Below are 12,604 nucleotides of genomic sequence, written 5' to 3'. Positions count from 1 at the left end.
ATATTCTACCACAAAAGTAAAAAACAAAGAAAATTATTCATGGGTAGACGTGTACCCGGCCAGCTTTACCTCCTTTTCAGCCTAACTATTACAAATTTGTTGGTGGTAATATAAAAAGGGACAAAAACCCCTATAAACCCTACATAGAAGAGAGACTATCTAAGTACAACCTTACAGCCACCGGGCTATTCCGGGAGATCAAAGCGCAGGGATACAGCGGCTCCTATGATACAGTAAAAAAATTTGTAGCCTCTATAAGGGAGGAGCAGCCAGGACCGGCCTGCGTACGTTTCGAGACGGAACCCGGTGAGCAAGCCCAGGTGGACTGGTCCCCGGCTGGGAAGCCGGAATGGGGAGGTAAAAAAGTTAAACTTTGGTGTTTCAGCATGGTGCTGGGTTATTCCCGGGCCATGTACATAGAGTTTACCCACCGGAGTGGAGGTTATCTTTACTACTTTTCTGAGCTCGACTGCAGCGTTTGTCCCCTAAAAGAGGGTTATCTTAAGAACACCCAGACCAGAAAGCGCATCTACCTTAGACCGGAAGTTTTTACCTACCGCTTGTGCAGCATTAAAAGAGCGATGCGTATCCGAAAGACCATAGAGAGGGTATTTGGCGAAGTGAAGACCTGGCACTGCCTCTACCGGGCTAGGTATCGGGGGTTAGCTCGAGTTACCGTTCAGGTCCTTCTGACTTTCTTGGTGGTGAATGCCAAGAAAATGGCGACCGGGCTCGCCGCCAGGGGTTCAGTATGTGCATGTCAGCCGTAAACAATAAGGGGCTACAAAGAGGAAGCCTGTTAGGAGGTTCAAGGTATGTCCCTTGAGGTTACACTCTGATGTGTTGCTATTCTATTCTAGAATTCCAACAACATGAGAAAGCTAATTGGTCCAACTGACGGTGGGTTTTTCAGAAACCTCATACCGAAGATTTCGATAAGATAAATGGCGGGCCCTATAATATCTCACCCCTTCAAAAATTCAATCCTGGAAAGTACCTTTACGGCTATCCAGTTTAGCGGAGATCTCTTTAAGGACATTATAAATATTAGTCAGGCTAATAAGGATGAAGCCGAGCATTAAAAAGGTGACTATTTCCCTGGTAAAAAAAGCAATTATGCCCATTACGATAAGGACGAATGTATTCCAGGCTGTGCTATTAAAAAAGTGCTTCATGCTTTTTATCCCCTCCTAGACTAAATGTCGCTCCTTATATTTTTCTGTGGACAAAATCTTTTATTTCAAAAGTTTCTCGCCGGTACCTCTTTGCTTTCAACAAGTTGCTTCCTGCCGACCTTTACGACCAATATTTTTAGGTTGTCTCTTTTCCAAAGTAGAATTCTTTGCCCTGTTCAGGCAGCAAATTCCTCCTTCGAGGTAGCCATATCCAGCTTTCGTATACTATATTCTTCCTTTAGGTAACATTTTCCTTTAAGTTTATGAATCTTCCCTCCTCGACTTACTGCCTCAAGGAAAAATAGCCGGCTCTCTGAAATCAGGGGTTCGAGCTGACATCGCTTTTCAGCCGGACGAAATACAGGTCCTGGACGATAAAATTTTATGATAAAGGCAGGAATTGCCAGCCTTAATAGCGAAAGCTTAAGTGTTTCTGCTGCTACGATGGCTTTCGACACTAAACTTCCAAGAGGTCGAAAATGAAACGGCTACTCTTTATCGGTCTCCTTTCCACAGTTATGGTAGTCGGAGGCTTAACGTTGCCGGCCTTCCCTCAAGAACAGCCCGAAATTCCAGTCCTGCTTGACGGGCTACCTGTCACTTTTGATGTGCAGCCGGTTATCCAGAACGGGCGCACTTTGGTCCCGTTCCGGACCATAGCAGAAGTGTTGAACGTCCAGGTTACTTGGGACGACGCCGCCCAAACAGTAAACGCCTCGGATGGCAAAACCTCTATCCGGCTCCAGATTGGTAATGAAACCGCTTACCGCAACGAAAGCCCTATCCCTCTAGACGTACCCCCGCAAATCTTGGGCGGAAGAACTTTAATACCACTGCGCTTCTTCAGCGAAGCCTTCAACTGTAAGGTGGAGTGGGATAGCTCTCTGGGCGCGGTGAGGATTACCTCCCCGCCCAAAGAGATGGCGGTAATAGGATTTTACGCCCTGGGCGACAGCCGAACCAGCAGTTGGACTAACCTCTTTGGGAAACCCTACCCGGAATATTCAGCAAGAAATACGGATGTAATAAGTGAACTTGCGCTGGGCTGGTACAGCCTGGACAGGGAGGGCAACTTGCTAACTCGTAGTAGAACAGGGTGGCAAAGACCGGAAGGCTGGGAAAGGGTGCTGGAAGCCGCTAAAGAGTATAACCTGAAAACCGAAATGGTAGTCCACGTCACGGACGGAGACGGTACCATCTCTTCCCTGTTAACTGATGAAGGCGCCCAAAGGAAGGCAGTTTACGGTATATTAGAGGAAGCTAGGCGATACCAGGGAGTAAACCTCGACTTTGAGGGTCTTGGTTATAGGGATGACGGTGAGCAGTTAAAGGCCGTGCGGGTCCGCTTTACCGAGTTTGTCCGGCTTCTTTCTGAACAGTTGAAGGCGGCTGGTCTTGATTTAACCCTCACCCTCCACGCACCCAACAGCGCTTATAAGGGCTACGATTATAAAGCGCTGGGAGAGATTGCCGACCGGATTATCATCATGGCCTACGACTACGGCTCCACGCCGGAGCCGGTAAGCCTGGTCAAGCAGGCAGTGGAGGTGGCCAAGGCCCTTGTTCCGACGGAAAAGCTGGTGCTCGGTATCTCCGCACCTACCGAGACAGCAGAAAGCATACTGGCCAAGGTGGGCATCGCTAAGCGGTACGGCCTTGACGGTATCGCCCTCTGGCGGTTGGGTCTGGTGACCGGTGAGATGTGGGATGCGTTGAGGTCTACTGTAATACCAAGGAGGTAATGATTATATTACCTTGGTATGGGTCCAAGCGCAATAAAGGACTTCAAATGGCCGTCTGCCAAAAACTAAAGGTGATTCCCTCCGGAAGCCCATCCAGCAGTTGGATTGAACCACCATTGTACCAATATTTTGGACTTGACAAAGTCTAATGGTGTTGCTATTGTATATATAGTTTATACACACTAATACACAGAATTAACACATGAAGGTAAGGTAATAAAGGGTGTTCATCAGCATTTCTCCCAAACATCCGGTTCCCCTCTATCAGCAGATCGTAGAGCAGGTACGGTCTAAAATCTTAAGCGGAGAACTGCGGGCAGGAGACCCTCTGCCTTCTATCCGTGAGCTGGCCAAGGATTTGACCATAAGCGTTATCACCACCAAGCGTGCCTACCTGGAACTGGAAAAAGAGGGACTGATTATCACCCGTCCGGGCTTGGGAACCTTTGTAGCCAGCATCGACCCGCAAAAACTTGTAAGGCTAAAACGGGCACAGGTTAGGGAGCAGCTAAAGGCCGCCATCCGGGCAGCCAAGCAGGCGGGTATTAAGAAAGAGGAATTGCGGGAAATGATGGAGGCTTTACTGGCGGAAGAGCATATTACGTAGAGGGCTTAACTGAGCTTTAGGGCGTAGAAAGTTCTTTAGGCCGTACAGCGGCAATCGACATTACCACAGAAAGGAAGGTGCAGGAGTTGCCAGAGGAAACATCTATGCTGCGCCTGGTAAGCGTAAGCAAGACTTATCCCGGCTTCCAGCTCGAAGACATCCATATGGAGCTTCCGGCCGGCAGCATTCTGGGCTTCTTGGGCCCCAACGGAGCCGGTAAAACTACTACCTTGCGCATAGCCCTCAACCTTGTACGGCCGGACAGCGGCCAAGTAGAGATTCTAGGCCGACGTTGGGACGAGGATGAAGTGTTTATCAAAAGCAGGATAGGTTACGTTCCCAAGGATGGATGAGCCCACGGCGGGCGTGGACCCGGTGGTACGCCTCCATCGGTTTAGCTCAGAGATTTTGGTGAAATTATATAGTATTTACGAAAAGATTATTCGCTATAACTAGAGCATAAGCGGAGTGGAAGCGGAGAGAAAGCGGAGATGGTCTTCGCTACCAGCGAAATAGATTCAGCGAAAAAGGTCTGAGCCAACCTTAAAGATTCGGCAAAAGAAAACCCTAAATTTTTCTACCAGGCCCAGACCTTCTTTTTATTTAATGGCATCTTGGTATCTTCTTAATTAGTATCCATCCAGTCTACTTCTTTATTATCGCCTCGTTTCTGGTCATAGCAGAGGATACATCTACATGGCCAGCTATGGTATCTACTACCTTCCCTTCTACTAGGATCTGTACCTGCTTCACGGTGGGAAATTGGGTGAGGGTATTCACGATGGAATACACGGTAAGGCTCTCACCTAAAGAGCCTCCGCTGTGGTTAGTAATGAGCTCCTTGCTGAAGTCCACCCGGGCCAATCCATCCGGCCGGATGTTTATATCTTTGAGCACAGTACCTTTGGGTATGGTGGGGAGCAATTGGGAACCCGGCGCAGGCCCTTTGATGAGCTCCTCCATGGCGGCCCTGGCTATCCCTTCGACCTTAGGAATGGCCCTCTCTTCAGCGACCAACTTCTGACCGGTAGGGTCGCTAAAGTAAAGGATCACTTTGGTCGTCTCCTGGGTCTCTGTGAGCTGGGGTTTTTCGGGTTGGGCCAGCCCTTGCTGGGGAGTCTGCACTTCTACCTGGGAATCCTTTTTATTGCTTAAATTTTGGGCTAAGCCGCAACCGCTAAGGAGGAAGGCTATAGCCACTAAAAGCGACACCAGCCGCGGGCCTATTTTCAAACCTGAGTGCACAAACATACCTCCTTTCGTACCCTACTATTTCATTTTTATCGGGGAAAGGAGGGAGATATTACTAAAAAATTATTTAGTCAGAACCTCCCGGAGAGAGGCTATCAGCCTCTGGTTCTGCCTCGGAGTGCCTATAGTGATGCGTAAGAAAGTGGGATAGCCGAAAATGTCCCCTGTGCGTACGATAACTCCTTTGCGCAAGAGCTGGCCGAATACTTCCCGGCTGTCTCTGCCTATATCCACGAAAATGAAGTTGGCTTCGGTAGGAATGAACTTAAGGCCCAGGGCTGCTAGCTCTCGATATAGAAACTCCTTACCCTCTCGGTTAACTTCTCTGCTCTTTTGCACATGGACCTCGTCTTTTAGGGCGGCCGTGGCCGCTACTTGAGCCAGGAAATTAACATTAAAAGGCTCCCGCACTTTATTTAAAGCCTGGATTATCTCCGGCTGCGATATTCCGTATCCTACCCTTAAGCCCGCAAGCCCGTATATCTTGGAGAAAGTGCGCAAGACCATAACGTTGGGCCGGCCAGAACGGACATAAGCTAGGCTGTCGGGATAAGCAGGGGAGGTAACATATTCATTATAAGCTTCATCTATAACTACCAAAACATTGGCCGGAACCTGAGCCAGGAAAGCGTCCAGCTCATTCTGAGTAACGATGGTCCCGGTGGGATTGTTGGGGTTACAGATAAATACGAGGCGCGTCCGGGGAGTAATAGCCTCTGCCATGGCTGCAAGATCGTGGCGGAAATCCCGGCAAGGTACTTTTACGGCCTTTCCTCCCATGACCTGGGCTGCAAATTCATATTCTGAAAAAGTAGGATCGGCCACCACGATCTCCTCGCCCGGGTTTACGAAGGCTTCAGCCAGAAGTTTGAGGATCTCATCAGTACCATTACCTATGATGAGGTTATCAGGGCCAACCCTCAACTTTTCCGCTAAAGCTTCTTTTAAGTAATAACAGGTCCCGTCTGGGTAAAAGTGGATCCTTTCCGCCGCCTCCCGCAGGGCCAGGACGGCATCCGGTGAAGGGCCTAAAGGGTTTTCATTAGAAGCAAGCTTTATAACATCTTTTATACCTAGCTCGCGCTGGACTTCTTCTATGGGTTTGCCGGGAACATAGGGCTTTATCTCCAGAATAGCCTCCCGGCACTGGGGAGCAAGATTATCCATGGGATGTGTTCACTCCTTTTATAGAGAATAGATTTTTTCCTCGTTTAAAATCTTTACCCCTTTAGAAGTTAGAACTTCAATGGCCTTATCCAGATCCTCCACCCGGAAGATTACCAGGGCACCGTTATCCCCCCTACCCAAGAAGGCATACAAATATTCTATATTGATCTTAGCTTCTTCGAGGTGAGCCAGAATGGAACTTAAAGCGCCGGGCCGGTCCGGCATCTCTACGCCTATAACTTCAGTTAAGGTTACTGTGAATCCTGCTTCTTTAAGGGCCTGGTAAGCGCTCTGGGGATCATTTACGATAAGGCGCAAAATACCGAAATCAGAAGTATCGGCAATAGATAACGCCCGGATATTGATGCCCCTGGCCGCCAGGACCCGGGTGACAGCGGCCAGGCGGCCGGATTTGTTCTCTAGAAACACGGATAATTGTTTAACTTTCATGGGCTGGCCCCCTTAAAATTTAGGATGATTCTCTCCATTACTACACCAACTTTCTCCGGTCGATAACCCTCTTGGCCTTACCTTCGCTCCGGGCTATAGTCTTAGGCTCTACTAGGGTAACTTTTACATTAATTCCTAAAGTGCTCTCCAACTCCAAACGCAATTTCCTCTCTAACTCTTCCAAGCCGCGTACTTTATCGGAGAAAAGGCCTTCAGAAACCTCTACCTGTACCTCCAGGGTATCAAGACTTCCTTCGCGATCTACAATGAGCTGGTAGTGAGGCTCTGTGCCGCCGAACTGGAGTAGTACACTTTCCACCTGAGAAGGGAATACATTAACACCGCGGATAATAAGCATATCATCAGTTCGCCCAGTAATGCGGGCTATGCGTACTCCTGTACGGCCACACGGGCATTCTCCAGGTAAAATGGCGGTGATGTCCCGCGTGCGGTATCTGATCACGGGGAAGGCCTCTTTAGTTAAAGAGGTGAGGACTAGTTCCCCCATCTGGCCAGGGGGCAAAACCTCTCCTGTGGCGGGATCTATTACTTCAGCCAGGAAATGATCCCCAAAAATATGGAGGCCGTTTTTCTCCTGGCACTCAATGGCCACTCCCGGCCCTATAACCTCGCTTAGCCCGTAAATATCTACGGCGCTTATCTTTAACCTGCGTTCAATCTCTTTACGCATATTCTCCGACCAGGGCTCGGCGCCGAAAATACCGCACCGGAGTTTAAGTTCCTCCGGGCTTACCCCCATCTCCTCCATAACTTCGGCTATGTGTAGAGCATAAGAAGGAGTACAAGTAAGGACTGTAGTTCCGAAATCCTTCATGATCATAACCTGGCGCCTGGTATTGCCCCCCGAAATAGGGATCACCGAAGCACCCAGACGCTCGGCACCGTAATGGATGCCTAACCCGCCGGTAAAAAGTCCGTACCCGTAGGCATTCTGGATAATATCGTTGCGTGTGGCTCCGCCACAAACTAGAGCCCTAGCCATGAGTTCAGCCCATACGTCAATGTCTCTCCGGGTATACCCTACGACCGTAGGCTTACCGGTAGTACCCGACGAGGAATGAAGGCGGACCACTTCGCTCATGGGTACCGCGAACATTCCAAAGGGATAATTTTCTCGCAAGTCATCTTTGGTAGTAAAAGGAAGCTTGGATAAATCCTCCAAGCTCTTGATATCGCTGGGCTCCAGCCCCTTCTCTTGAAAGGCCCTTCGGTAATGGGGTACGTTATAAAAAACCCTTTCTACTGTCACTTTCAGCCTTTCAAGCTGGAGTTCGTACAGTTCTTCCAGCGGCAAACACTCATATTTCGGATTCCAATACACTTTAGCTTAGCCCTCCGGTTCGGTAGTAAAAACATAATTAATGTAGTTCCACATTTAAGCCGGGTTTCCTCCTACCCGCTATTTCATTTTTAACTTCGACGAGTACTCTTCTTGCCGTCATAGCTAAAAACGGTTTTCTTCCCGTCTACCACCGTCTCCAAGTGTACCGGCCGGCCCCAAAGAAGGTATACATGCTGTAGGGCCTTCTCCAGATAGGGAACATCCAGTTCGAGGCCTTCGTAGTAGTGTTTAAGGTATAGTTCTCCACGCCTGTCATAATCGGCATCGTCTACCACTATATACGGGTGCCCGCAGTTAAGCAAATGAGAAACAAAAGTGTCGCGCACCTTTTCCCAATCTTTCTCGACTACAACCCACTCGCCACCCACCCTTTCATAAAGGTACAGGTCGAGCTCCTCTACCAGTTCTTTAGTAAGGTAATTGCGTAGGAAGGAAACGTCGGTCTCCAGAGAGCGTACTTCAAAAATTTTCTCTCTTCCCCGGCCTTTGGGGGGTCCGGGGTTATCATGGTCTTCTTTTCCCGAAAGGCCGTCCCAACGGCGCTCAATATCTTCAAAAATCTTAAGCCCTACGTAATAGGGATTAATGTGGGTTTTGGCGGGCTGCAAAACAAGGGCGTTTAGCCGGGCAAATTCCACCGCCTCTTCCTCCGGTAAGTCCAGTTCCCGCATTATCCTTACGTGCCAGTAAGTGGCCCAACCTTCGTTCATTATTTTGGTCTGAAGCTGCGGCCAGAAATAAAGCATCTCCTCCCGTAACATGGCCAAGATATCCCGCTGCCAGTCTTCAAGGACGGAGCTGTGGCGCATTATGAAGCCTATCACGTCTTTGCAAGGCCGGGGAGGTGTTTTCCTATGTCTTTCCCGATATTTAGGCTTTACAGGCGTCCTATCTAGAGCCCATAGATCATCATAAGGTGTTTGCCGTGTGGACTCTGGATTAGGATCTCCGTAGTCCCCCTCTTCTTCCTCTCCTTCGCTCTCGCGGCTTAATGTGCTTAGCGGGCTCGGAGGTTCGATGTGCTCCTGCACCACCATGGCCGCATCTAAAAAAATTTCTACTTCCCGGCGGCCGTATATAAATTCATACTCCCGGATTTTAGCAGCATGTACGGCCATAGTTTCTACCATTTTACGGGAAGTATGACGAAAATAGCAGTTATTTTTAAAAAAATCGCTGTGGGCAAACACATGGGCGATAACCAGCTTGTTCTGCACCAGAGAATTTCCTTCTAAAAGAAAAGCATAACACGGGTCGGAATTGATGACCAGCTCATAAATACGGCTGAGATTATAATCGTACTGCATTTTTAAGCGATGAAAGTGTTTACCGAAGCTCCAATGGGAAAAGCGAGTGGGCATCCCGTAAGCCCCAAAGGTATAAATTACATCGGCCGGACATAGTTCAAAACAGACGGGGAAAAAATCAAGCCCCATCCGCCGGGCCAGAAAAGCAATATCTTCTATAGCTTTTTCCAGCGCTGCTAACTCCTTATCCATTCCCTTTCACCCCTTTAAGAGGAACAGGCGCGAGGTTACAACCGAGGACACCGATCTGCCCAAGCCCTTGAGCTTAACTTACGTCCTTACGTTTAATTATACGCCTGACGGGCCACCAACCCGGCCTGTCTTTCCCCGTTTAACTTAGCAGCGCCGCAACCAAGGCCACCAAAAAAATACCGTCGAAAACCCCGGCACCGCCGATGCTTACGACTTGAGCCCTAAGGCGGGACAAAGCCCTCAAGTTTAACACATCAGCTCCTAGAAGTGTCCCCAAAGCCCCGGCCACGTAGGCCACAGGCGCAGCATCATGGGGAGCTAAAAATAGCGCCGCCAGGGCTGCCACTATAGGCGGGATGAAGGCCGGCAAAGAAATGCCCAATCCAGGAACCACCCGGGCTAAAGCCTTAGAAACTGCTGTTACTACAAGTGTTGCAAGGCTCGCCGGCCCCAGGGGTGCGCGGCCGCTGAGCAATAGGTAAAGGGAAAAAAGGATAGGGATAACCGCCCCTCCTACATTGATACAGATGAGCTGATAGTTCACCCGGGGAGGGTAATAGAAAAAAAAGAAAAAAATGCTCTCCGGCCACGGTTGATGGTAAACACGTCGGCGGGAAATGGGGATGTTGATGAGGCTACCCACAATAGAAGCTAAAAGCAAAGCCAAAGCTCCGAAGGGAGACAGACCCAGTTTGGCAAAGGAGAAAACGGCTAAATTCAAGAAGAAGGAGGCCAAAAGCACAGGAATAAATAGAAAAAGAAAAATTAGAGGCCATAACATGGAAAAAAACATTATTGATCCCCCTACATGCTAGCATAACATGTGGCAGAATGCTTAGCAATAAAATAACAGGAAAAAATAAGGCCGGATGTACCCCTTATTTTCCGGGGTACCGGCCTTAAGTTTCATATATTCCGACCAGTCCAGTTTTTGGTGAGCCCCTATTGTTTCTTCACCTCTACCTGGGCGAGTTTTTCATAGAAACGCACGATGGCGCTGTGGTCGGCATCGCCTAGCCCGTCTACTTTTAGAGCTTGAAGGATTTCCATGACTAGCGAGGTTAAAGGTACGGGAACCCCCATCTCATGGGCGGCTGATAAAGCGTTGGCCAGGTCCTTTATATGGAGGTTTATACGGAAGCCGGGCTTAAAGTTTCTGGCCATCACCATAGGCGCTTTCATATCCAGTACCGCGCTCCCGGCCAGGCCTCCCCGGATGGCCTGATACACCAACTCAGGGTCCACCCCGGCCTTGGTAGCCAGCACCAGGGCCTCGGACATAGCAGCGATATTTAGAGCCACTATGATCTGGTTGGCCAGCTTTGTCACGTTGCCGGCCCCGATGTCTCCCACCCGCACTACCGAACTGCCCATGGCTTTAAGGATGTCATAGCATTCCTCAAAATCCTCCTGCTTACCGCCTACCATGATAGCCAGGGTGCCTTCAATGGCCTTGGGTTCGCTCCCGCTAACCGGCGCATCAATCATGCGCACACCCTTTTCGGCCAGCTTGCTGGCTATCTCCTTGGTCACCCGCGGGTCTATGGAACTCATATCGATTAATATGGAACCCGGACGCGCTCCTTCGATAATCCCATTGGGCCCTAAAACTACCTCTTTTACATGGGGAGAATTGGGCAGCATGGTGATAAATTTGTCGCAGCGCTCAGCTACTTCCCGGGGAGAGTTGGCCGGCTCGGCCCCGGCTGCGACTACCTCATCCATAGCTTCTTTACTTCTGTTATAGACCACTAGTTTATAACCAGCCTTAATAAGGTTTTTGCTCATGGGTTTTCCCATGATACCTAGTCCTATGAAGCCAATTTTGCCCATTATGCTCTCTCCTTAAGGCAATCGGAATGTTATGTTCAGTATGAGCATGCCTGCAAATCTCTCCTTACCCTGTTGGGATAGCCCTAGGAACTCTGCCTTTAAACTTCGCTAAAAGCGCCTTTTCCACCGCCAAGGGAACCAATCCCTTCACGCAACCCCCGGCTGCAGCCACCTCGCGTACAAGGGTAGAACTAACGAACCGGTATTGGGGAGCCGCCATCATAAGGACCGTTTCTGTGCTCACCGCGAGCTTTTTATTTATTGCACTGATTTGAAATTCCTGCTCAAAGTCTGTAACACTCCGTAGCCCCCGAATAAGTACGTAAACATGTTGCCCTTGTGTAGCTTCTATCAATATATCGTCAATTGACTTTACTTCCACATTGGCAAACCCCTGAATTACCTGATGTATCTGCCTAACTCTCTCCTCCACCGTAAAAAGAGGTTGTTTATCCAGTTGATCTACCACTCCCACTATCACCTTGTCAAACAATTTACAGGACCGCCTGATTATATCTAAATGTCCTAGCGTTATGGGGTCGAATGCCCCCACGTATAGTGCCACTCTCACCTCTCCTCCATCTCCCATATACGCATATCCGCAGTGACCAGGAGCCGCGCAGATTTAAGCGGCAGTTCAGACCTACTAGGAAACACGACTAAGCTAAACGAGAGTAGAACGAATAAATAGAACTAGCCACGCGACCAAAGCAGCATACCTCACCTTTAAGAGTAGCCGCATGGCTTTGGGGTTTGACGCGTATCTAGTGACCAAATCCTCATATACCCAACCGCCGTCTAGGGGACGTACAGGTAAGGAGTTGGTAATTCCGAAGAAAAGAACCCCAGCCGCCACAAAAAGTAAAGGCTCTGAATATGCGAGAGCAGCAACAATGGCCAGAATTACGCCCACTAACGTATTGGTACCGATACTTGCGGCGTTAAACCTAAGGCGGACTTCAGGATTTACTCGCCAAAAGGCTGCTTCATCCGCCTCAATAAAGCCCCCAATAAACGAACCCGCTGCCGCACCTATGCGTCTGATCTGAATTCCGTTATTAGCCAAAACAACCGCATGTCCCAATTCATGAACGCAGGTACCTAAGATAAGTCCTAGTAAAAATCCAAGGCATCCGGCTGCACCGGTTGCTCCCCCGACAAGCCGAATAGTCATGCCCCCAACGGCAAAGAAATAGGTGAGAATAATTAACGTCAGGGCAACGCTTGCGACCCCTAGGAAGGTAGCCACTGCCTCATATAGCTGCCATAGACCCCGGCAATTCTTAGTTATATGGTGCAGAAGGTGGGGAAGAATATGATGGCTCTCTACTACTATTCCACTACCCTCCTCATTGTTATACTTTCGGATATCCTCTAAGCTCGCCAATAGTTTCTCATACCTTTCCAGGACCTGTTCTAACTCCTGCCCTCCACCTTCGGTAGCTCCTTCCTGCTGAGTCCTCACCAGGATCCCTAAGCCCGCAAGTTCCGCGTATATATCTTCAAGCGAGTTCGAA

At 49.3% G+C, this 12,604-nt stretch carries 13 protein-coding genes and 1 pseudogene; 4 read left to right on the top strand and 10 right to left on the bottom strand.

Features of this window, described 5'->3' with window-relative positions; genetic code table 11:
* Positions 1 to 320 precede the first annotated feature (320 nt).
* Positions 321 to 770 (top strand): transposase, encoded by a 450-nt coding sequence (locus L5656_RS07705; RefSeq protein WP_297201411.1) that lies wholly within the window; start codon positions 321 to 323, stop codon positions 768 to 770.
* Positions 771 to 980: 210 nt separating this feature from the next.
* On the opposite strand, the gene L5656_RS07700 is transcribed toward L5656_RS07705, so the two are convergent.
* A complete protein-coding gene (locus L5656_RS07700) occupies positions 981 to 1,175 on the bottom strand; it encodes a hypothetical protein (protein ID WP_297201410.1) in 195 nt (64 codons plus the stop codon).
* A gap of 479 nt (positions 1,176 to 1,654) precedes the next feature.
* Between L5656_RS07700 and L5656_RS07695 the strand changes: the two genes are divergently transcribed.
* The 3 genes from L5656_RS07695 (at position 1,655) to L5656_RS07685 (ending at position 3,877) form a co-directional block, all read left to right on the top strand.
* Positions 1,655 to 2,917, top strand: a complete 1,263-nt coding sequence (locus L5656_RS07695) for a stalk domain-containing protein (protein ID WP_297201408.1) — start codon at positions 1,655 to 1,657, stop codon at positions 2,915 to 2,917.
* 223 nt (positions 2,918 to 3,140) lie between these two features.
* A complete protein-coding gene (locus L5656_RS07690; protein WP_297201406.1) occupies positions 3,141 to 3,524 on the top strand; it encodes a GntR family transcriptional regulator in 384 nt (127 codons plus the stop codon).
* An 86-nt stretch (positions 3,525 to 3,610) separates the two neighbouring features.
* Entirely contained in the window at positions 3,611 to 3,877 is a 267-nt protein-coding gene (locus L5656_RS07685) for an ATP-binding cassette domain-containing protein (protein WP_297201404.1), read from the top strand.
* Between the two features lie 292 nt (positions 3,878 to 4,169).
* On the opposite strand, the gene L5656_RS07680 is transcribed toward L5656_RS07685, so the two are convergent.
* The 9 genes and pseudogenes from L5656_RS07680 to L5656_RS07640 all read right to left on the bottom strand — a co-directional run.
* Positions 4,170 to 4,769 carry a GerMN domain-containing protein gene (locus L5656_RS07680; RefSeq protein WP_297201402.1) on the bottom strand — a complete coding sequence of 200 codons (600 nt, stop codon included), beginning with the start codon at positions 4,767 to 4,769 and terminating at the stop codon, positions 4,170 to 4,172.
* 69 nt (positions 4,770 to 4,838) lie between these two features.
* Positions 4,839 to 5,942, bottom strand: a complete 1,104-nt coding sequence (gene hisC / locus L5656_RS07675) for a histidinol-phosphate transaminase (protein ID WP_297201400.1) — start codon at positions 5,940 to 5,942, stop codon at positions 4,839 to 4,841.
* A gap of 18 nt (positions 5,943 to 5,960) precedes the next feature.
* Positions 5,961 to 6,392 (bottom strand): ACT domain-containing protein, encoded by a 432-nt coding sequence (locus L5656_RS07670; RefSeq protein WP_297201398.1) that lies wholly within the window; start codon positions 6,390 to 6,392, stop codon positions 5,961 to 5,963.
* A 40-nt stretch (positions 6,393 to 6,432) separates the two neighbouring features.
* Positions 6,433 to 7,734: a phenylacetate--CoA ligase family protein gene (locus L5656_RS07665; protein WP_297201396.1), complete on the bottom strand. Its 1,302-nt coding sequence runs from the start codon at positions 7,732 to 7,734 to the stop codon at positions 6,433 to 6,435.
* An 89-nt stretch (positions 7,735 to 7,823) separates the two neighbouring features.
* The gene (locus L5656_RS07660) at positions 7,824 to 9,254 is read right to left on the bottom strand and encodes a SpoVR family protein (protein ID WP_297201395.1); all 1,431 of its coding nucleotides are present in this window, start codon (positions 9,252 to 9,254) and stop codon (positions 7,824 to 7,826) included.
* 139 nt (positions 9,255 to 9,393) lie between these two features.
* Positions 9,394 to 10,047, bottom strand: coding sequence for a DUF1614 domain-containing protein (locus L5656_RS07655; RefSeq protein ID WP_297201392.1), 654 nt, complete (start codon positions 10,045 to 10,047; stop codon positions 9,394 to 9,396).
* A gap of 149 nt (positions 10,048 to 10,196) precedes the next feature.
* Complete coding sequence (gene garR / locus L5656_RS07650; protein WP_428849302.1) at positions 10,197 to 11,087, bottom strand: 2-hydroxy-3-oxopropionate reductase; 891 nt, start codon at positions 11,085 to 11,087, stop codon at positions 10,197 to 10,199.
* A gap of 64 nt (positions 11,088 to 11,151) precedes the next feature.
* Positions 11,152 to 11,652 carry a pantetheine-phosphate adenylyltransferase gene (coaD, locus tag L5656_RS07645; RefSeq protein ID WP_297201390.1) on the bottom strand — a complete coding sequence of 167 codons (501 nt, stop codon included), beginning with the start codon at positions 11,650 to 11,652 and terminating at the stop codon, positions 11,152 to 11,154.
* A gap of 99 nt (positions 11,653 to 11,751) precedes the next feature.
* A pseudogene (locus tag L5656_RS07640) lies at positions 11,752 to 12,604 on the bottom strand (hypothetical protein); the annotation flags it as partial.

It is taken from the genome of Thermanaeromonas sp. (assembly GCF_021890735.1).
GTDB lineage: Bacteria > Bacillota > DSM-521 > Neomoorellales > Neomoorellaceae > Thermanaeromonas.
This window is presented reverse-complemented; position numbering and strand designations above follow the sequence as displayed.

What these genes read in the sequence shown, in the direction of transcription:
- L5656_RS07700 (WP_297201410.1), bottom strand. Translation starts at nt 1,175, where the DNA reads ATGAAGCACTTTTTTAATAGCACAGCCTGGAATACATTCGTCCTTATC.
- L5656_RS07695 (WP_297201408.1), top strand. Translation starts at nt 1,655, where the DNA reads ATGAAACGGCTACTCTTTATCGGTCTCCTTTCCACAGTTATGGTAGTC.
- hisC (WP_297201400.1), bottom strand. Translation starts at nt 5,942, where the DNA reads ATGGATAATCTTGCTCCCCAGTGCCGGGAGGCTATTCTGGAGATAAAG.
- L5656_RS07670 (WP_297201398.1), bottom strand. Translation starts at nt 6,392, where the DNA reads ATGAAAGTTAAACAATTATCCGTGTTTCTAGAGAACAAATCCGGCCGC.
- L5656_RS07660 (WP_297201395.1), bottom strand. Translation starts at nt 9,254, where the DNA reads ATGGATAAGGAGTTAGCAGCGCTGGAAAAAGCTATAGAAGATATTGCT.
- L5656_RS07655 (WP_297201392.1), bottom strand. Translation starts at nt 10,047, where the DNA reads ATGTTTTTTTCCATGTTATGGCCTCTAATTTTTCTTTTTCTATTTATT.
- garR (WP_428849302.1), bottom strand. Translation starts at nt 11,087, where the DNA reads ATGGGCAAAATTGGCTTCATAGGACTAGGTATCATGGGAAAACCCATG.